Annotated in this window: 16 protein-coding genes, 2 tRNA genes and 1 pseudogene; 10 read left to right on the top strand and 9 right to left on the bottom strand. The window is 65.2% G+C overall.

Translation table 11 applies throughout. From position 1 onward, the window contains the following. Positions 1–77 (bottom strand) — tRNA-Pro (locus ACW18B_RS18945). Positions 78–228: 151 nt separating this feature from the next. Between ACW18B_RS18945 and ACW18B_RS18940 the strand changes: the two genes are divergently transcribed. Continuing rightward, positions 229–302: transfer RNA gene (locus ACW18B_RS18940), tRNA-Gln, on the top strand. A 341-nt stretch (positions 303–643) separates the two neighbouring features. Further along, on the top strand, positions 644–1,084 hold the full coding sequence (locus tag ACW18B_RS18935; protein ID WP_492048548.1) for a Ros/MucR family transcriptional regulator: 441 nt from the start codon (positions 644–646) through the stop codon (positions 1,082–1,084). Positions 1,085–1,164: 80 nt separating this feature from the next. Here ACW18B_RS18935 and ACW18B_RS18930 read toward each other — a convergent pair whose 3' ends face one another. The 3 genes from ACW18B_RS18930 to ACW18B_RS18920 form a co-directional block, all read right to left on the bottom strand. After that, positions 1,165–2,919 carry an ATP-binding protein gene (locus ACW18B_RS18930; protein ID WP_492048547.1) on the bottom strand — a complete coding sequence of 585 codons (1,755 nt, stop codon included), beginning with the start codon at positions 2,917–2,919 and terminating at the stop codon, positions 1,165–1,167. A 170-nt stretch (positions 2,920–3,089) separates the two neighbouring features. Further along, positions 3,090–3,638, bottom strand: coding sequence for a GNAT family N-acetyltransferase (locus ACW18B_RS18925; RefSeq protein ID WP_492048546.1), 549 nt, complete (start codon positions 3,636–3,638; stop codon positions 3,090–3,092). Continuing rightward, on the bottom strand, positions 3,635–5,818 hold the full coding sequence (locus tag ACW18B_RS18920) for a S9 family peptidase (RefSeq protein ID WP_492048545.1): 2,184 nt from the start codon (positions 5,816–5,818) through the stop codon (positions 3,635–3,637). The genes ACW18B_RS18925 and ACW18B_RS18920 overlap by 4 nt, the downstream gene beginning before the upstream one ends. A gap of 143 nt (positions 5,819–5,961) precedes the next feature. On the opposite strand from ACW18B_RS18920, the gene ACW18B_RS18915 reads away from it, so the two are divergent. Then, positions 5,962–6,804 carry a trypsin-like serine peptidase gene (locus tag ACW18B_RS18915; protein ID WP_492048544.1) on the top strand — a complete coding sequence of 281 codons (843 nt, stop codon included), beginning with the start codon at positions 5,962–5,964 and terminating at the stop codon, positions 6,802–6,804. Positions 6,805–6,872: 68 nt separating this feature from the next. Continuing rightward, positions 6,873–7,072, top strand: a pseudogene (locus tag ACW18B_RS18910) (CsbD family protein). Positions 7,073–7,147: 75 nt separating this feature from the next. Here ACW18B_RS18910 and ACW18B_RS18905 read toward each other — a convergent pair. Beyond that, positions 7,148–7,597, bottom strand: coding sequence for a MaoC family dehydratase (locus ACW18B_RS18905; protein ID WP_492048543.1), 450 nt, complete (start codon positions 7,595–7,597; stop codon positions 7,148–7,150). Positions 7,598–7,842: 245 nt separating this feature from the next. On the opposite strand from ACW18B_RS18905, the gene ACW18B_RS18900 reads away from it, so the two are divergent. Continuing rightward, positions 7,843–9,204, top strand: coding sequence for a sensor histidine kinase (locus ACW18B_RS18900; RefSeq protein WP_492048542.1), 1,362 nt, complete (start codon positions 7,843–7,845; stop codon positions 9,202–9,204). On the opposite strand, the gene ACW18B_RS18895 is transcribed toward ACW18B_RS18900, so the two are convergent. The 3 genes from ACW18B_RS18895 to ACW18B_RS18885 all read right to left on the bottom strand — a co-directional run bounded on the left by ACW18B_RS18895 (position 9,176) and on the right by ACW18B_RS18885 (position 13,023). Next, the gene (locus tag ACW18B_RS18895; RefSeq protein WP_492048541.1) at positions 9,176–9,637 is read right to left on the bottom strand and encodes a response regulator; all 462 of its coding nucleotides are present in this window, start codon (positions 9,635–9,637) and stop codon (positions 9,176–9,178) included. The genes ACW18B_RS18900 and ACW18B_RS18895 overlap by 29 nt on opposite strands. A 146-nt stretch (positions 9,638–9,783) precedes the next feature. Continuing rightward, positions 9,784–11,322, bottom strand: coding sequence for an acyl-CoA synthetase (locus ACW18B_RS18890; protein ID WP_492048540.1), 1,539 nt, complete (start codon positions 11,320–11,322; stop codon positions 9,784–9,786). A 30-nt stretch (positions 11,323–11,352) separates the two neighbouring features. Continuing rightward, entirely contained in the window at positions 11,353–13,023 is a 1,671-nt protein-coding gene (locus tag ACW18B_RS18885) for a GMC family oxidoreductase (RefSeq protein WP_492048539.1), read from the bottom strand. 175 nt (positions 13,024–13,198) lie between these two features. On the opposite strand from ACW18B_RS18885, the gene ACW18B_RS18880 reads away from it, so the two are divergent. After that, the gene (locus tag ACW18B_RS18880) at positions 13,199–14,533 is read left to right on the top strand and encodes a cytochrome P450 (RefSeq protein WP_492048538.1); all 1,335 of its coding nucleotides are present in this window, start codon (positions 13,199–13,201) and stop codon (positions 14,531–14,533) included. A 5-nt stretch (positions 14,534–14,538) separates the two neighbouring features. Here ACW18B_RS18880 and ACW18B_RS18875 read toward each other — a convergent pair whose 3' ends face one another. Continuing rightward, the gene (locus ACW18B_RS18875) at positions 14,539–15,549 is read right to left on the bottom strand and encodes an AraC family transcriptional regulator (protein WP_492048537.1); all 1,011 of its coding nucleotides are present in this window, start codon (positions 15,547–15,549) and stop codon (positions 14,539–14,541) included. 123 nt (positions 15,550–15,672) lie between these two features. On the opposite strand from ACW18B_RS18875, the gene ACW18B_RS18870 reads away from it, so the two are divergent. The 4 genes from ACW18B_RS18870 (at position 15,673) to ACW18B_RS18855 (ending at position 19,407) form a co-directional block, all read left to right on the top strand. Next, a complete protein-coding gene (locus tag ACW18B_RS18870; RefSeq protein WP_492048536.1) occupies positions 15,673–16,488 on the top strand; it encodes a DUF2306 domain-containing protein in 816 nt (271 codons plus the stop codon). A gap of 68 nt (positions 16,489–16,556) precedes the next feature. Beyond that, complete coding sequence (locus ACW18B_RS18865; RefSeq protein ID WP_492048535.1) at positions 16,557–17,441, top strand: crotonase/enoyl-CoA hydratase family protein; 885 nt, start codon at positions 16,557–16,559, stop codon at positions 17,439–17,441. Between the two features lie 118 nt (positions 17,442–17,559). Then, a complete protein-coding gene (locus ACW18B_RS18860) occupies positions 17,560–18,783 on the top strand; it encodes a DUF2336 domain-containing protein (protein ID WP_492048534.1) in 1,224 nt (407 codons plus the stop codon). 204 nt (positions 18,784–18,987) lie between these two features. Next, positions 18,988–19,407: a Ros/MucR family transcriptional regulator gene (locus ACW18B_RS18855; protein ID WP_492048533.1), complete on the top strand. Its 420-nt coding sequence runs from the start codon at positions 18,988–18,990 to the stop codon at positions 19,405–19,407. Positions 19,408–19,461: the final 54 nt, after the last annotated feature.

Raw genomic sequence — 19,461 nt, 5'->3', positions numbered from 1 at the left:
TGGTCGGAGTGGCAGGATTTGAACCTGCGACCCCTGCGTCCCGAACGCAGTGCTCTACCAGACTGAGCCACACTCCGACTTGGAGGGCGGCTTATAGAGGCGCGGTCGTTCCCTCGCAAGCGTGATTTATCGGGGGCGAAAAAGAAGTTCAAAGCGCCGTTGCATCCGTCCGACTCCTGCGCTATCTCCACCGCCTCGTCGGGCCCGGAAGGGTCTCGCCGTTCCTGCTGGGGAATGGTGTAATGGTAACACAGCGGTTTTTGGTACCGTCGTTCTAGGTTCGAGTCCTAGTTCCCCAGCCACACTCTCCAATCCTTTTTGGGACGCAGCACGCCTCGGCGGCTTGTGTCGCGCAGCGCGCAGGATTGTTCGCGCTGCGCGAGCTAACATCGTTTCGCGATGGTAAAGTTGAGTGGTCGCGACTGCTCGGGACATTTCGTCGCGATTCGATACAGTTGCTGACACGCGCGCCTGCACGGCCGGTGTGAAGAAGACGATCTATGGAACAACGGCCTCTATTTCGCGGACGCGAACAGATGAGATCGCGATAAAAGCCGCCTTTTTCAGAATTTGACCCCATCACTACTTGTGTTTCGATCTAGGGGGTGTATCTCCAAATGAAATCCTGATTGGAGTCGTAATCGTGGAAGACAAAGCCTCGCTCATCGAGCTGACCGCAGAAATCGTGGCCAACTATGTCGCAAATAACAGCACGCCGATATCGGATCTCCCGGCTCTAATTCGCGCCACGCACGACGCTCTTGCTGGTATTGGTTCGCCTGAGGCTCCGGTTGTCGAGACCGTTACGAAGGCCTCTCCGGCCCAGATCCGCAAGAGCATCACGCCCGACGCGCTGATCAGCTTCGAGGACGGCAAGCCCTACAAGACGCTGAAGCGTCACCTGACCACGCACGGCATGACCGTCGCCGAATACAAGGCCAAGTGGGGTCTGCCCAACGACTATCCTACGACCGCTCCGGCCTATAGCGAAGCGCGCTCGGCCATGGCCAAGGCCCTGGGCCTGGGTCAAGGCGGCCGCAAGGCCAAGAGCCCGGCCAAGGCGCCGCGCGCTCGCAAGGCCTAGAACGCCTTACGGCGTCATAGATCAGAAGGGGCTGGCCTTTGGGTCGGCCCCTTTTTGATTCCGGGTCTCCGCGGGTGAGATCAGGCTTGGGCCAGGCGGCCGTGGGTCGCTTGTTCGTCAGGCGCGTCGAACGACAGAATGCCAGCCAGGGTTTCGACCAGTTGGCTGACCTCGATGGGCTTGGCCACCAGACCATCCATCCCGGCGTCCGAATACAGGGTCTGCTCGTGGGTCAAGACACTGGCCGTGACAGCGATAATGGGCGTGCGTTTCCGTCCTGCCAGGTCTTCGCCTTCGCGAATGGCCCGGCTGGCTTCCAGTCCGTCCATGCGCGGCATGTGGATGTCCATCAGAATGGCGTCCCAGGGCTCGCGCTGCCACATCTCCACCGCCTCCTGGCCATCGGCGGCGAAACAGGCGTCCGCGCCCATGTGGCTGAGCAGGGTCAGCAACACGGTTCGGTTGGTCTCGTTGTCATCGACGACCAGGATTCGGGGGGCGGCGGCGTCCCGCACCGCCGCGATGGGCAGGGCCGCGATAGGCTCGACCTCGGCCTCGACCCGCGGCATCGCCACCTGGAAGTCAAATCGCGTGCCGCCGCCCGGCAGCGCCGCGAAATCGATCCGGCCGCCCATCAGGGTCACCAGGTCCTTGCAGATCGCCAGGCCCAGGCCCGCGCCGCCGGCGCGCCGGGTGCTGGAGCCATCCAACTGGGCAAACTTGCCGAACACCATGTCCCGCTGGCTCTCGGGGATGCCGACACCGGTATCATCGACGTCAAAGGTCAGGGTCTCGCCGTCGCCGTCGACGGTGACGATCACGCCTCCAGCCTCCGTGAACTTGATGGCGTTGGAGATAAGGTTGCTGAGCACCTGACGCAGGCGCTCCGCGTCCCCCATGCGCCAGCCTGAGGCGGCGGCGGTGACGTTCAGGGTGAAACACAGGCCTTTCTCTCTCGCCAGGCCGCCATAAAGCTGGCGCAGGGCTTCGAGAAAGGCGTCCAGGTCGAACGGGGTGGGGATGATCTCCATCCGGCCTGCCTCGATCCGCGAGATGTCGAGGATGGCGTTGATCACGCCCAGCAGGGATTGGCCCGAGGCGCGGATGATTCCCAGATGGCGCTTCTGTTCGGGCTCGAGTTCGCCCGCGGCCATGATCTGGGCCATACCCAGGACGCCGTTCAAGGGCGTGCGGATCTCGTGGCTCATGGTGGCCAGGAATTCGGTCTTGGCGCGATTGGCGGCGTGGGCGCTGACCGCCAGGGCCTGGGTCTTGGCCTGCAGCCGCCGGTTTTCCTCCAGCTCGCGTTCGAGGTCGGCGTTCAGCGCGTCGCTGGCGAGCCGCGCGCGCACTTCGCGGCTGACCGCCCCGCGCATCAGGCTCGACATGCCGATGGCGGCGAAGGTGCCGGCCAGACCCACGAACACATACTGATTGATCAGGTCGCCGGGGGCATGACGCGCCATCCAGATCAGGCCGGCCACCGCCAGGCTGACGCTGAAAAACGCCACGCGACGAGTGGGCGAAGATGTCCCGAACACCAGCGCCATCAGCACAAAATAGACGAGCTTTTGCGGCTCGAAATGGATGTTCAGGTAGATCGTGACATTGGCCAGGAAGATCAGGTTCATGCCGAGAACCAGCGCTTCCAGGCGCCGGGCGCTAACCTCGGGCCTGGCCAGGATGCGCCATGCGGTCGGTCCGTAGACCGCCCCCATCAACGACAGCCCGCCGATGATGATCAGATTGGCGCCCGTCTCAAAGAACGGGTGCGAGAGGCTGACCAGGCAGTAATAGATGCCGGAGGCGATCAGGTAGCCGCGTGCTATAGGCACGTAGGCCTTTATCAGGGCCGTGTCGGTAGACCTCGATACGTGTTGGATCGGCGACGCCAAACCCTACCCCTGAGCCCGTTTATTCTGGCAGCCCTGCACCCTAACCGAATAATAGTTAAATCCTTATTCAGGCTGGATGAATGAACTACTCATATCGGGAGGGTGGCGGGCTAGACTCCGCTGAGGGCCAAGCCTGGCGCATCCGGATCTCGCGTTCCGCCGCCATTAAGCGGGCGCTGCATCCAGACCAGATCGACCCAGCGGCCGAACTTGAAGCCCATCGCGGGGAAAACCCCCTGTTGAGTGAAGCCCATCGCCGTGTGCAGGCCGATGGAGGCGCTGTTGCCGCTGTCGCCGATCACCGCCACCATTTGACGCAGGCCCAGGGTCTCGCAGGCTGCGATCAGCGCGCTCAGCAGGGCCTTGCCTACGCCCTTGCCCACGGCGTCAGGCGAGACATAGACGCTGTCCTCGACGGTGTAGCGATAGGCCGCCCGCAGGCGGAACGGGCCAGCATAGGCATAGCCCAGAACCACGCCGTCTTCCTCGGCGACCAGATAGGGCAGGCCGCGGTCCAGGAAGGCCGCGCGGCGGCGCGCCATCTCGTCCTGGGCCGGCGGGTCCTCCTCGAAGGTGCCCAGGCCGTTGAGGACATTCCAGCTATAGATCGCGGTGATGGCCGACAGGTCGGCGTCGGTGGAGGGGCGGATGGTGATCACGCCTGGGTCTCCCAGCCCTTGTCCACGGCCCACACCGCGAAGGCGTAGTCCAAGGCGATCTCCTTGAGGAAATCAAAGCGGCCCGAGGCGCCGCCATGGCCGGCGTCCATATTGATCTTCAGCAGAACGGGGTTGCCGCTGGTGCTGGCCGGCCGAAGCTTGGCGACCCACTTCTCGGGCTCCCAATAGGTGACGCGGGGGTCGGAAAGTCCGCCGGTGGCCAGCACGGCCGGATAGGCCTTGGCTGACACGTTGTCATAGGGGCTGTAGCTGGCGATGTAGTCATAGGCCGCCGGGTCCTCCAGCGGATTGCCCCATTCGGGCCATTCGGGCGGGGTCAGGGGCAGGGTGACGTCGCTCATGGTGTTGACCACGTCGACGAAGGGCACCGCCGCGATGATCCCGGAGAACAGGTCGGGCCGCATATTGGTGATAGCCCCCATCAGCAGACCGCCGGCCGAGCCGCCATAGGCCACGGTGTTGGCGGGCTTGCCATAACCGGCTGTGTGCAGGTGCTCGGCGCAGGCGATGAAGTCGGTGAAGGTGTTCTTCTTCCTGTCTTTCTTGCCGTCCAGGAACCAGCTCCAGCCCTTTTCCGAGCCGCCGCGCGGGCAGGCCGTCGCCCAGATCCAGCCGCGATCCACGAGTGAAAAATTCCGGATCGAGAAGCTGGCCTCCATCGAGATCCCATAGCTGCCATAGCCGTACAGCAGCAGCGGCGCCGAGCCGTCCAGCGGTGTGCCTTTCTTCATCAGGATGAAGATCGGCACCTCTGTACCGTCGCTGGCCGTGGCGTTCAGACGACGGGTTTCATACTGGCTGGGATTGTGACCCGACGGAATTTCCTGGGTCTTGCGCAGGGTGCGCTGACGCGCCGCCATGTCGTAGTCGAACCACTGCCGGGGCGTGGTCATCGAGTTGTAGACGAAGCGCATGGTGGGGGTGTCGTACTCGTAGCCGCCCTCCAGGCTCAGCGCATAGGCGGCCTCGTCGAAGCCGACCACATGCTCGTCGCCGCCTGTTGCGGTGACCACGATACGATTGACCGCGTCGACCTTCTCAAGTCGCGCGAAATGGTTCTTGAAGGCGATCATGCCGACGATCAGCGTGCCGGGCTTGTGGGCGATCCAGTCCTTCCAGTGGGCCTTGCCGGGCGTCGCTTCGGGGGCGGTGACCAGCTTCCAGTCCACCGCGCCGTCGGCGTTGGTGCGGATCACGAAGTGATCGTTCCAGTGGTCCAGCTCATAGCGCACGCCCACCTGGCGCGGTTCGACCACCACGGGTGCGGCGGTGGGGTCGCTGGCCGGGATCAGCAGGTTCTCGCTGGTCTCCTGATTGCCGCCACTGATGACGATGAACTTTTCGGACGAGACCACGCCCACACCGATGAAGAAGCCTTCGTCAGGCTCGTCATAGATCAGCACGTCATCCTGGGCGCCGCCGCGCGCGGGGCGGCGATAGATTTTCGCCGGGCGGCCGTTGTCATCGCGGAAGGTCCAGAACAGCCACTGGCTGTCGGGCGAGAAGCAGAAGTCGCCGGTGGTGCTGCCCACCGGGCTGTCCAGCACCGCGCCGGTCGCCAGGTCCTTGACGTGAATGCGATAGACCTCCGAGCCCTGCTCATCGACGGCGAAGGCATAGAGCTTGTGGTCGGGCGAATGGCTGGCCGCGCCGACCTGATAGAAGGCCTTGCCCTTGGACTCGGCTTCCTCGTTGAGCAGGATCTCTTCAGGCCCGCCCGCCCGCGGCTTGCGGGCATGGATCGGATGCTGCGCGCCGGTCTCGAAGCGGGTGTAATATTCCCACGCGCCATCGGGGGCGGGGACAGAGGCGTCGTCCTGCTTGATGCGGCCCTTCATCTCCTCGAACATCGCCGTCTGCAGGGCCTCGGTCGAGGTCAGCATGGCCTTGGTGTAGGCGTTCTCGGCGGTCAGATGCTCCTTGACGTCGGCCTTGATCAGGCTGGGGTCGCGCAGCACCTTTTGCCAGTTGTCGTCCTTCATCCAGGCATAGTCGTCGGTCCGCACCCGGCCCAGCTGTTCGATGCGCTGGGGCTCTTTCTTGGCGACGGGCGGGACGGGACGGGCGCTGGCAGGAGCTGACATGGAGTTTCCAGGACTGAGGGCTGCGCCGGAAGTAAGCATTGCGGCGGTGCTCGTCATCATCCCACGGCGGTTCATGGTCGTTTTTCCTACGAAGCGCCCTCAGGCGGCATGCGTCAGAACGACAGCTTGCGAGGCATTGCGCGTCTGGTCAAACTGACGGCGCGCCGGGGCGAGGTTCCCTGCGAGGGCTGGTGCGCGTAACGATATTGGGGGCGACGATGGCGTGGGATCTGTCCGTCGATCTGATCCAGGCGACCGTTCAGTTGGAACAGCCGCAGGCCGATGGCTCGCGCACGGTCGGCACGGGCTTTCTGGTGGCCGACACCGATCCCGCCGGCAAGCCCCGCACCCTGCTGATCACCGCCGGTCATGTCTTTGATCGCATGCCGTCGGTCTCGGCCAGGATCGGCTATCGCATCCAGTCCACGGACGGCGTCTGGCGCTATGATCCCCAGACCCTGAAAATCCGCGACGGCGATCATCCGCTGTGGGTGCAGCACCCCGGCCGCGATGTCGCGGCCATCGTGATCACCGCCCCGCCGGAGTTCGCCAAGGCCGCCATTCCGCTGGCCTGGCTGGCTCAGGACGACACCTTCGGCAAATATGCCCTGGGGCCCGGCGACGAGATGATGGCCCTGGGCTTTCCGCGCGGCCTGGCGGCCAATCCGGCCGGATTCCCGATCCTGCGGTCGGGACGGGTGGCGTCCTATCCGCTGGCCCCGGCCGCCGCCTTTCCGACCTTCCTGCTGGACTTCTCGGTGTTCCCCGGCAATTCGGGCGGGCCGGTGTTCATGTCCCAGGCCGCGCATCGCCGGCCCGGCGCGACCGAGAGTCAGGACGTGCAGTTCGTGGCCGGCATCCTGACCCAGCAGGTTGAACTGTCGGGCGAGCGGCTGGAGATCGGCATCGTCACCCACGCCAAGTTCATCCGCGAAACCATCGCCCTGCTCGACCGGCCAAGAGCGCCGGTTTCCCGGATACGCGCGAACGCGTCGAGCGCGCCCGCCGCAGCGGATGAGTCTGTGGCAGCGTCGGCCACGGCCATGGCCGCGTCTCAATAGAAAGTCCGGAACCTTAGGGCGTGGGCTTCCGTTCTTGTGGGGACATTCACCTCAAACAGGAGCGAGCCATGAGCACCAATCGTGTGGAAGGCGCTATCGACAAGGGCGCTGGCGCTGTGAAGGAAGCCGTCGGCAAGGCCACGGACAATGAAAAGATGGAAGCCGAAGGCGCCCTTCAGAAGACCAAGGGCGACATCCAGAACAAGGTCGGCCAAGCCCAGGACAAGGTCGGCGACGCAATCAAGCATTGATTGACCGCCACCGCTGAACTGAAGACGGCCGCCGGAGTGATCCGGCGGCCGTATCGTGTTTCAGGTCCTTCCCCGGCGGGGAGCGGCGATCCTCAAGCCCCGTAGATGATCGAGATCGTCTCGGCCACGCAGGCGGGGCGGTCCTCGCCCTCGATCTCGATGGTGCACTCGTTCTTCATCTGCAGGCCGCCGGACTTGGGCTCGACGCTCAGCAGCTTCTGGCGCATGCGCACCTTCTTGCCCACCCGGACCATGCCGGTGAAGCGGACCTTGTCGCAGCCATAGTTGATGCCGCGGGTCACGCCGGTGACGTGCAGGATGCCGGCCCCCAGCATGGGGATCAGGGACAGGGTCAGATAGCCATGGGCGATCGGGCCGCCGATCTCCTTGGTGGCGCGCTCGACATCGACATGGATCCACTGGTGGTCGCCGGTGGCTTCAGCGAACTGGTTGACCCGCTCCTGGCTGATCTCGACCCAGTCCGACACGCCGATCTCCTGGCCGACCAGGCCGGCGATATCCGCATAGGCGACTTGTTTCATGGCGTTCTCCCAAACACATCTTTTGCAAACAGTTGTTTGATTGATCCCATGGTCGGGCGCGTTGGGCAAGCTCGGGCGTTCAGGGGATGGCCGGAAGGGGCGTAGATCGCGTTTGAGGAACCTTTGCCATGGATACTCATTTTGAGGTCTCGTGCTGCGCTCATGCCCGCGTTGCTTGCTGGTCCCCAGGCTGAGACGTAGACTCAGATTTTAGGCCCTGTCGTTCCGTAGAAAGCCCCGATCGCTTGCCCTTTGAACACAGCGAGTTTCGCGCACTTGCCGAGAACATGCCGACGCTGTGTTGGGCCGCCAACGCGGATGGCTACATCATCTGGTACAATCGGCGCTGGTACGACTACACCGGCACGACGCCTGAGCAGATGGAGGGGTGGGGCTGGCAGTCCGTCCATGATCCTGAGGTTCTGCCGACGGTCCTGGAGCGCTGGCAGGCCAGCATCGCCTCCGCTCAGCCCTTCGAGATGGTCTTTCCATTGCGATCGGCGACGGGTGAGTTCCGGCCGTTTCTGACACGCATCAACCCGACCTTCGACGAGAACGGCGCGGTTAAGCGCTGGTTCGGCGTCAACGCCGACATCTCTGACCAGGTCAACGCCGAGAAGGCGCTGGTGAAGAGCCAGGCCAGTTTCGCCGTGCTGACCGACACCATGCCGCAGATGGTCTGGTCGACCCTGCCCAACGGGGATCCCGACTATTTCAACGCCCGCTGGTACGAGTTCACCGGCGTTCCCGAGGGCTCCACCCATGGCGATGGCTGGGTGGGGGTGTTCCACCCAGATGACCAGGAGCGTGCTTGGGCGCGTTGGCGGCAGGCCCTCGAAAGTGGTGAGCCCTACGATATCGAATATCGCCTTCGCCACCATTCCGGCGACTATCGCTGGGCCCTCGGTCGCGCCCTGCCTCTGAGGGATGCTGAGGGAAAGATCGTCCGCTGGTTCGGCACCTGCACCGATATCGATGACGCCAAGCGTCTCGAAGATGAGCGTTCACTCGTCGCCAACGAACTCAGTCACCGGATCAAGAACATCTTCTCGGTGATCTCGGGTCTGATCCATCTGTCGACCCGCTCTTACCCCGAGGCCAAGGCTTTCGCGACGGCGCTGCGCGAGCGGGTGACGGCGCTGGGCCGGGCCCACGACTATGTCCGACCCCACAGCGCGCTGTCGCGGCCTCACAGTGACCAGACGACGCTGTTTGCGATGCTGAACGATCTGCTCGCCCCCTATAAGGACGGCGAGCGTATCGAGATCGGCGGCGCGGATGTGATGATCGACGATCGCGCCGCGACGCCCCTGGCTCTGGTCTTCCATGAACTGGCGACCAATGCTGCAAAGTACGGAGCGCTGAAAACCCTTGAGGGACGGGTGTTAATCGTGGCCAGCCACGCCGGCGACTTTTATGAAATGATCTGGACGGAAAGCGGCGGTCCGCCGGCTGTCGAACCCACCCATCTGAGCTTCGGCTCCAACCTGGCGCGCATCAGCGTGGAGGGGCAGTTGGGGGGGCAGATCACCTATGACTGGCGTGCTTCAGGCCTGATCGTGACGATCCGTCTCCCGTTCAAGGTCTTGAGCCGGGCCAGACTCTGACCGCCGAGGCCAGGGGCCGGCAGGCTTCGAGGCGCGGGAAAAGCATGACGTGTTGCGGCACGGGTGTGTCGGCGAACAGGCTGCGACGCAGGCTGGCGAAGGCCAGGACATTCGCCGTCATTTCTTCAGTCACTGGCTTGCTGACCACGCCAAGGGCTCCAGGCACATCGCGTCCCAGGCGATCAGGATTGGCGGTCATGAAGACCACCGTGACGCCAAATTCGCTGGCCAGTCGGCGGCCGATTTCCGGTCCCGTCTCGCCATCGCGCAGGTTCACGTCGACAAGGGCGATGTCGGCCTGATCAGCGAGGCGGAACGCCGAAGCGCTGTCAGGTGCGATGCCGATCACCTGGTGGCCGCAATCCTGCGCCGTGGCTTCAAGCTCCATGGCGACCAGGATTTCATCTTCGACGACCAGAATACGACTTGCCATGGGAACCACTGTGACTTTGGGACTAGGGAAACCGATCCGGAGACTTTGGGTTCCTCAGATACAACGCAGTCCATTCGGCGTCTGCTGATTAACCAAGGCCAAGCTCTACTGAAAATTGAGAACCGCGTCCAGAAGCGCCTGGTTCTTCAGGTGATCCGGCCGCCGTCCTTGGCCCAGTAAGCATCCCGGATCAGCCGCTTGTAGAGCTTGCCCGTGGCATGGCGGGGCAGCTCGGCCATGAAGTCGATGCGGCGTGGCGACTTGACGTGGCTGAGGTTGGCGCGGGCGAAGGCCATCAGCTCCTCGGCCAGGTCCGTGTGGTCCTCGGCCCAGGCCAGGGGCTGGATCACCGCCACGACCTGCTCGCCCATCTCCTCATGCGGGGCGCCGACCACGGCCGCGTCGGCGACCTTGGGGTGGGTGATCAGCAGGTTCTCGATCTCCTGCGGATAGATGTTCACCCCACCCGAGATGATCATGAAGCTCTTGCGGTCGGTCAGGTAGAGGAAGCCATCCTCGTCGACCCAGCCCACGTCGCCCAAGGTGGTCCAGCCGTGCTGGTTATAGCTCTCGGCGGTCTTGTCGGGGGCGTTGTGATAGTTCACCGCCGGGCCGTTGGCGAAATAGACGCCGCCCTCGGTGCGGGGCGGCACGGGGTCGCCGTTCTCGTCGCAGATGCGCAGTTCGCCCAGCACCGCCTGGCCGACGCTGCCCTTGTGGCTCAGCCAGTTCTCGGAATTGATCCAGCAGAAGCCGTTGCCCTCGGTGCCGGCATAGTATTCGAAGATCACCGGGCCCCACCAGGCGATCATTTGTTCCTTGACCGGAACCGGGCAGGGGGCGGCGGCGTGGACGGCCGACCTCATCGACGAGACGTCATACTGGGCGCGGACCGCTTCGGGCAGTTTCAGCATCCGCACGAAGTGGGTCGGCACGAACTGGCCGCAGGTCACCTTGTATTTCTCGATCAGGGCCAGGGCGGCTTCCGGATCGAACTTCTCCATCACGATCACCGTGCCGCCCAGCTTGTGGACGCTCATGCACCAGCGCAGCGGCGCGGCGTGATAGAGCGGGGCGGGGGACAGGTAGACGCTGTCGCCGCTGAAGCCGAACAGGCCCTGGGCCATCATCTGCAGGGCGTTGGGCTGGTCGATCGGGCCGCCGTTCAGGGCCGGCTTGACCCCCTTGGGCCGGCCGGTGGTGCCCGACGAATAGAGCATGTCCGAGCCGGCGCTCTCGTCGGCGATCGGCGTTTCCGGCATGGCCGCCCGCGCCGCCTCGAAATCGGCATACGGGCCGTGGGCGCCGCCGACGGCGTAGAGCGTCAGGTCTGGAACCAGCACCGCGATCTCGTCGATCAGCGACCCCATGGCGGTGGAGGTGATGAACACCTTGGCCCCGCAATCCTCGAGGATGTACTGGGCCTCGGCCGCCGTCAGCTTGGTCGAAACACAGACATAGTAGAGCCCGGCCCGCTGCGCCGCCCAGGCGATCTCGAAGAACCGGGCGTTGTTCTCCATCAGGATGGCGATGACGTCGCCGGCCTTCAGGCCCAGGGCGCGAAACAGCCGGGCGCCCTGGTTGGACCGCGCGTCCAGCTGGCCATAGGTCACGACCTCGCCCGAGCCGGCCATGATGTAGGCGGGCTTGTCGGCTTGCGTGCGGGCGTGGTGGTAGGGGTGCATGCGGAAGGTCTTTCGAGCTGACGGATTGAACTAGGCGGCCGCGACCAGCGCCCTGGCGTCCTGCAGGATCATCGCCGCGCCCTTTTCGCCGATCATGATGGTGGGGGCGTTGGTGTTGCCCGAGACCAGGCGTGGCATGATCGAGGCGTCGACCACCCGCAGGCCCTCGACGCCGCGCACCCGCAGCCGGGCGTCGACCACGGCCATCGGCCCGGTCCCCATCTGGCAGCTGCCGACCGGGTGATAGAGGGTCGAGCCCGACGCGCGGGCATATTCCAGCAGCATCTCGTCGGTCTCGAAGCCCGGACCGGGGTTCATCTCGTGATCGACATACTGGGCGATGGCCGGCTGCTCGCCGATCTTGCGGGCCCATTTCAGTCCGGCGATGGCGACTTCCTGGTCCAGCGGATCGGACAGGTAATTGGCGAAGATGGCCGGATACACCGAAGGATCGGCCGACTTGATGCGGATCCAGCCGCGGCTTTCGGGGCGCAGCTGGCACGGCGCAATGGTCATGCCCGGCGCGTCTTCCAGTTCCATCTTCTGCTGGTTGAACAGCTTTTCCAGATCCATGGTGGCCGGCAGGATGTGGAACTGGATGTCGGGTCCCGCCAGATCGGGCCGGGACTTGCAGAACGCGGCGACGTGCGCCGCCGACAGGGTCAGCAGGCCCTTGCGGAACAGCACGTATTTCAGCGCCTCGGCGGCCAGCCGGCTACCCTTGCTCATGGCGTTGATCGACTTGGCCCCGGCCTTGAGGCGATAGCGGACGCCGGTCAGATAGTGATCCTGCAGGTTCTCGCCGACGCCGGGGACATCGGCCACGACCGCGATGCCGTGTTGGCGCAGAAGCTCGCCCGCGCCGACCCCGGACAGCTGCAGCAGTTGCGGTGAGTTGATCGCCCCGCCGGCCAGGATCACCTCGGCCTGGGCCATGGCGACATGCTTCTGGCCGTTCTGGACAAATTCGACGCCCACGGCGCGCTGGCCCTCGAACACCACCTGGCTGGCCAGCGCGTTGGTCTCGACCCGCAGGTTGGGACGGCTCATGGCCGGGTGCAGATAGGCGACGGCGGCCGAGCAGCGCGCGCCGTTCTTCTGGGTCACCTGATACCAGGTGGCGCCCTCCTGATCCTTGCCGTTCAGGTCGGCATAGCGCGGGATGCCGGCCTGGTCGCAGGCTTCGATCAGGGCGTCGGAGATCACGTTGCCGTCGCGCATGTCGGCGACATTGAGCGGACCGCCGGTGGCGTGCAGGTCGCAGCCGCCGCGCTCCTGGTTCTGCGACTTGCGGAACCAGGGCAGGACGTCGTCCCACGCCCAGCCCTCGCAGCCCAGTTGCCGCCAGCCGTCATAGTCGGCCTGCTGGCCGCGCACATACAGCATGGCGTTGATCGAGGACGAGCCGCCCAGCACCTTGCCGCGCGGCCAGACGTGCTGGCGCCCGCCGGTGCCGGGATCGGGCTCGGTGGTGTAGAGCCAGTTGACCTTGGGATCCTTCAGGGTCTGGGCGTAGCCGACCGGGATGTGGATCATCAGGTTGGAGGCGAACTGCGAGAGGTTCTTGGTCGGCCGGTCATCGCCGCCGGCTTCCAGCAACAGCACCTTGTAGCGGCCGTCTTCCGACAGTCGCGCCGCCAGCACGCAGCCGGCCGAGCCGGCGCCCACGACGATATAATCCGCCTCGATGATCTGGGTCATCGCAACCTCCCTTTGGCCGTCCGCGTGTCTCCGCGTGATCGACGTTCACTCACCATGCGCGGGTCTGGCCCGAACGCAAAGGGTCACCTTGCGTCAGTTACCGTCGCGGCGCCGTTGGCGTGGCGTTTTTCTCGGCTATCGTCGGGTCCAACAAGAACGCGCCCGGGAGAGACGCATGGACCTGATCAGTCAGACAGTGGTGGACGGCAAGGCCGGACCGGGCGCTGCGACCACCTACCCGACCCTGCCTGATGTGGACCTGGCCGACATCTTCCGCTTCACCAAGGGCCAGCCCTTCGCCGACTATGCCCGGATGCGGCAGCAGGCGCCGGTGATGTGGCACGCCGAGCCCCTGGACGGGCCGGGCTTTTGGGCGGTCACGCGCCATGAGGACGTGATGGCCGTCAACGGCGATCCGGCCACCTATTCCTCGCAGCGCGGCGGCATCCTGATGGCCATCGGCGCGCCGGATCGCCGTCACGCCCTGCTGTTCCGGGCGTCGATGGACACCATGATCAATCTGGACGCGCCGCATCACCTGCAGCTGCGTCGCGAGCACATGCCCTATTTCACCCCGTCCTATCTGCGCGGGATCACCGAGGCGGTGAAGGGCGAGGTCACCCGGCTGCTGGACGCCATGGAGCCGCTGCTGGAGGGCGGGGCGACCATCGACATGGTCGAGCACTTCTCCAGCGTGCTGCCGCTGTTCACCCTGTGCGAGATCCTGGGCGTGCCGCCTGAGGACCGCCCCAAGTTCCTGACCTGGATGCACTATCTGGAGCGGGCCCAGGACCTGGCCGTGCAGCAGGCCGCCGCGCCGATCACCCCGACGCTGGAGCTCATGCAGTTCGTCATGGACTTCAACAACAACGTCGAGGAGATGTTCGACTACGGCCGGATGATGCTGCTCAAGCGCCGCGAGGATCCCAAGGAGGATCTGATGACCGCCATCGCCCGGGCCCAGGTCGACGGCGCGCTGCTGGCCGACGAATATCTGGACGGCTCGTGGCTGCTGATCGTGTTCGCGGGCAATGACACCACCCGCAACACCCTGTCGGGCGCGATGAAGCTGCTGACCGAGTTCCCCGACCAGAAGCAGCTGCTGATCGACGATCCCAGCCTGATGGGCGGGGCGGTCGACGAGTTCATCCGCATGGTCAGCCCGGTGATCTATATGCGCCGCACGGCGACGGCCGACACCGAGCTGAATGGCCAGATGATCCGCGAAGGCGAGAAGGTGATCATGTATTACGGCGCGGCCAACCGCGATCCGGAGGTGTTTCCCAATCCCGACCAGCTGGACGTGCGCCGTCCCAATGCGGCCAAGCACATCGCCTTCGGCTACGGCCCCCACACCTGCATCGGCAAGCGCGTGGCCCAGATCCAGCTGGAAGAAGCCTATCGCCAGATCCTGGCGCGCTTCCCGGACCTGAAGGCGACGGGCGAGATGGAGATCGCGCCCAACAACTTCGTCCACGCGATCAGCAAGCTGATGGTCAAGCGGGGCTAGGCGCTTCAGCCGGCCTTCGCAGCGCGAGGGCTGGCGCCCGTCCAGCGCTTGAAGGCGCGCGAGAAGGCGCTGGGGTCGGAGAAGCCGACCAGATAGGCGGTCTCGTTCACCGAAACCTTGCGTCCGTTCAGATAGTGCAGCGCCATCGTGTGGCGCAAGGCGTCGACCACGGTCTCATAGGTCAAGCCTTCCTGGCGCAACTGGCGGTACAGCGCCTGGCGATTGAGGCCCAGCCGCGCGGCCACCTGCGCCATGCCCGGCGCGCCCTTGTGCAGAATGGGTAGGAGGACGGACTCGACCCGCCCCCGCGCGGTACGCGACCCCTCCAGCTGGGCCAGCAACCTGTCAGCATGCTCGCTGAGCACGCCAAAGGCGTAGCCGCTGGGATTGTGCAGCGGGATGTCCAGCCAGGACGGATCTATCCTGATGGCGTTCCAGGCGGCGTCGAATGTGACCGGCGCCTTCCACAAGGCCTCATAGTCTGCGCCGTGGGGCGGGCGGGCATGTGTGACATGGACGGCCTTGGCGAAGGGCGCATCGGGGAAGTGCCGCGCCGTCTCGCAGATGAAGCGCGACCAGGTGGACTCGGTCAGTTCGGGGAAGGCGTTCGGATCGGTGCGAGTGTCGACCATCCACAGTTCGCCGTCCCGCGGCGTGACCTGGAAGCGTTGGGCGCCGGCCGGGACGTCGACCTCCATGGCCAGTCGTCCATAGCGGTTCAGCTCTCGCAACGCCTCGCCCATGGTGGGGGCGGCGTAGCAGATCAGTCCGACCACCGAGATCTCGCGAAAGTCGCTGGTCGCGCCCAGCCGCAGCGCCAGGTCCGGCGCGTCGCACAGGGCCTTGGCCGCGCCCATCAGGGCGACATAGGATCGGACCGGTACACGGCGGTCGAGGTCGCGCAGATCGTCCGCCCGGATCCCGGAGCGTTCGGCCAGGGCCTTCGGATCGGCGCCGTTGGCGACCGCGAAGCGCCAGAGATGGTCGGCGAAGCCCGCCGAGACCGTGCCGTTCATCGCGCTCCGATCCGCCTGAATCCCAGGGTCATGTTTTCCGATCGCAACCGTCATGGCCCAAGTCTTGGCCGCCAACTAAGCCTGTTGGCAACAGGTCGCCGGGCGACGGGCCAGGAAAAAGGCATGACGCAAACCGCTCCAGCACAAGGGCCCGCCGCCGAACGGGCCTTGCGTCTGTCGGCCCGGCTCTGGGTCTTCACCGCCCTGATCGGCCAATTGGCCTTCGCGCTCTATGTCACGGCCTTTTATGGCGGGGCTGCGGTCGGCGGACGGTTCGAGGCCTGGAACGACGTTCTGGTCGGCGGCTATCGGCCGGGCGGGACGGTGGGAAATCTGGTGCTGGGCGTCCACCTGTTGCTGGCTGTCCTGATCACCCTGGCCGGACCGGTGCAACTGCTGCCCTGGTTGCGCAGGCGGGCGGCCTGGCTGCATCGCTGGAATGGCCGGATCTACATGGTCACCGCCATCGTCGTCAGCATGGCTGGGCTCTATGCGGTGTGGACGCGAGGTACGGCCGGCGGGACGGCGATGCGGGTCGGCATCAGTCTCAATGGCCTGCTGATCATCGCCTGCGCGGTCGTGGCCTGGCGCGCGGCCCTGGCCCGGCGCATTGACGCCCACCGCCGCTGGGCGCTGCGCCTGTTCCTGCTGGTCAGCGGCGTGTGGTTCTTCCGGATCAGCCTGATGTTCTGGATCCTGATCCACCAGGCCCCGGTCGGTATCGGCAAGGACTTCGACGGGCCGTTCGTGCGGTTCCTGGCCTTTGGCTGCTATCTGATCCCGCTGGCGGGGCTGGAGCTGTATCTGCGGGCCGGCGACCAGAAGGGCGAGCCGATGCGCTGGGCGACGGCGGGCTTCCTGCTGATCCTGACGCTGTGCACCGCCGTCGGGATCTTCGGGGCCTTCATGGGGATGTGGCTGCCACGCATCGCCGGATAGGTCGCGATGAGCGTTGCTCCTGACTCAAACGCATGTTTGACTGCGTGAAAATCAGGAGGAACCGTCCCATGTCGCAGCCCACCTTCGAGACCTTGCTCTACGACGTCGAGGACGGGATCGCGACGATCACCCTGAACCGGCCCGAGCGGATGAACGCCTTCACCGCCCGGATGATGAAGGACCTGATCGAGGTGTTCGACGTCACCGACGCCGATGACGCGGTCAAGGTGGTGATCGTCACAGGGGCAGGGCGCGCGTTCTGCGCCGGGGCTGACCTGGGCGCCGGCGGGGCCACCTTCGACCGCACCTCGCCCCAGGCCCTGGAGCGGGAAGAGGGCAAGGTCGGCGACATCTATCGCGACGGCGGCGGCCGCTGCACCCTGCGCATGTATGACAGCCTCAAGCCGATCATCGCCGCCGTGAACGGCGCGGCCGTGGGCGTGGGTGTGACCATGCAACTGCCCATGGACATTCGCCTGGCCTCGACCGACGCCAAGTTCGGCTTTGTGTTCGCTCGCCGGGGCATCAATCCCGAGGCGGCGTCGTCCTGGTTCCTGCCGCGTCTGGTCGGCCTGCAGACGGCGCTGGAATGGTGCTACACCGGCCGGGTGTTCGGGGCCCAGGAAGCGCTCGACCGAGGGCTGGTCCGCTCGCTGCATGCGCCCGAGGACCTGCTGCCCGCCGCCCGCGCCCTGGCCCGCGAGATCGCCGACAACAGCGCTCCGGTGTCGGTGGCCCTGACCCGTCAGCTGCTGTGGCGCATGGCCGGCGCCGATCACCCTATGGAGGCCCACAAGGCCGACAGCCGGGCTATCCAGGCGCGCGGCGCCTCGGCCGACGCCAAGGAAGGGGTGACCTCCTTCCTGGAGAAGCGAACGCCGGTCTATCCCGACAAGGTCTCTACCGATCTGCCCGACATCTGGCCGCAATGGGGCGAGCATCCGTTCCGGTAGCGCTTTGGATCGCGCCTTGGCGTCCCCATATCCTGGCATGGTCGCCCTTTCGCTCATCGGACGTTAAGGACGTTCTGATCAGGTGGGGAGGGCGACCGATTTGAGCGCCAGGAGCACCATGAGCGAACCCGCGCCGATTGACGCCCATCAAGACCTGGGGGCCCCCAAGCCGCTGGGGCGTTCGCGTGCGGCCCTGCTCAAGCGCCTGGCCGACGTGGTTTGCCTGCCGGCCAGTCGCGTCAACGCTTTTGAGCGGTCGATGACGGCGGATCTGCTGGTCGAAATGCTGCGCGACGCCGTGACCGAGGAGCGTGAGAAGGTCGCGCGCCGGCTGGCCAACCTGGCCGACATGCCCGGAACCCTGGTGCGCCTGATCCTTCGCGACGAGCTTTCGGTGTCGCGCGCCCTTCTGGAAAATTCACCGACCTTGGGCGACGCCGATCTGATCGACTGCGTTCGCCACGCCACCACCGAGCATCGCCGCATGATCGCCCAGCGCCGCGGCGTCGGCGAGATGGTGACGGATGCGCTGGTGGAGGCGGGCGAGGCGCCGGTCGTGGAGACCCTGCTGCGCAATGAAATGGCGCGCTTCAACCATCAAACCACCGAGACCGTGGTGGCGATGTCGCGTGACAACCCGCGCCTGGTCCCGCTGCTGCTGCGCCGTGCCGAGCTGCGTCCCAGCCATGCCTATGTGATGTTCTGGTGGGCTGATTTCGAAGCCCGCAAGCTGATCCTGCAACGCTTCGCCGTCTCGCGGGAAATCCTGCAGGACGCCGTAGGTGATCTGTTCGCCCTGGCCTCGGAGGAGGGCTGGCAGGACCCGATGTCGCGCAAGGCTCTCCAGTTCATCGAGCGGCGTCAGCGCAATCGCGCCGCTATCGCCAAGAGCCCGTTCGACAGTCTCGACGACGCCGTCGCCGCCGCCCAGAACGGCATGACCCGCGATGTCGCTGAGGAGATCTCCTATCTGTCGGGCCTCAAGCCGATGACCGGCGCCAAGATCTTCACCGATCCGGGCGGCGAGCCCCTGGCCATTCTGTGCAAGGCCACGGGCCTGCCCCGCGCCGCCATCAAGGCGCTTTGGCGCGGCCTGAGGCGACCCGAGACGGATGCGAACGGCGCCCTGTCGCCAGCGCTGGAGCGGGTGATGGCGGTGTTTGACATGATCGCCGTCGATCGCGCCCAGACGGTGCTGCGATACTGGAACTGGTCGCTGTCCTCGGCCCTGACTCCTGCTTTGCTGAAGGCGATCCGGGACGGCGACGAAGACGGTGTGGACGAATATTCAGTGCCGCAGCGCGCAGCCATGCTAGCGCTATCACGGGATTTTGGACGCTAGTTCAAATATCACCGTGCACTTTTCGCGAAAAACCCTTCACCCTTGATGTGTTCGGACCTCGATCGAACGCTGTTTTGGTTTAATTCGGGCGTTTGCTGAACTCCCGGATATTGCCGTGGTCAGCGATTATGGTTATCCACGCCACGACTGATTTCGGAATCAGGTCGAAAGATAAAATTCACAATCACGACGGGCTGGATCACCATGGATGAGCAATCGGACCTGCTTGAGATGACGGCGGACATCGTGTCGGCCTATGTCTTCAACAATTCGGTGCCGGCTGCGGACCTGCCTGCTCTCATCCGGGTTGTGCACAGCGCCATGGCGACAGTCGGCGGGGCGGCCGAGGCCGAGCCGGCGGCGGCCAAGGCGCCGGCGGTCTCGATCAAGCGTTCGATCGCGCCCGACCATCTGGTCTGTCTGGAAGACGGCCTCAAGTTCAAGTCGTTGAAGCGGCACCTGCGCTCCAAGTACGATCTGAGCCCCGAAGCCTACCGCGCCAAATGGGGGCTGCCCAAGGATTACCCGATGGTCGCGCCCAACTATGCCAAGGCGCGCTCGGAACTGGCCAAGCAGATGGGTCTGGGCCAGGGCGGCCGCAAACCGGCTCGCGCGGGCAAATAGCCGAGTCTGATCAAACGCTTGCCTCAGCGACGCGCCATCGGCCGATTTGTCACA

This window comes from Caulobacter sp. FV2ps19, from assembly GCF_058681035.1.
The sequence above is the reverse complement of the archived record's forward strand: the minus strand, read 5'-3'. Positions and strand labels throughout refer to the sequence as shown.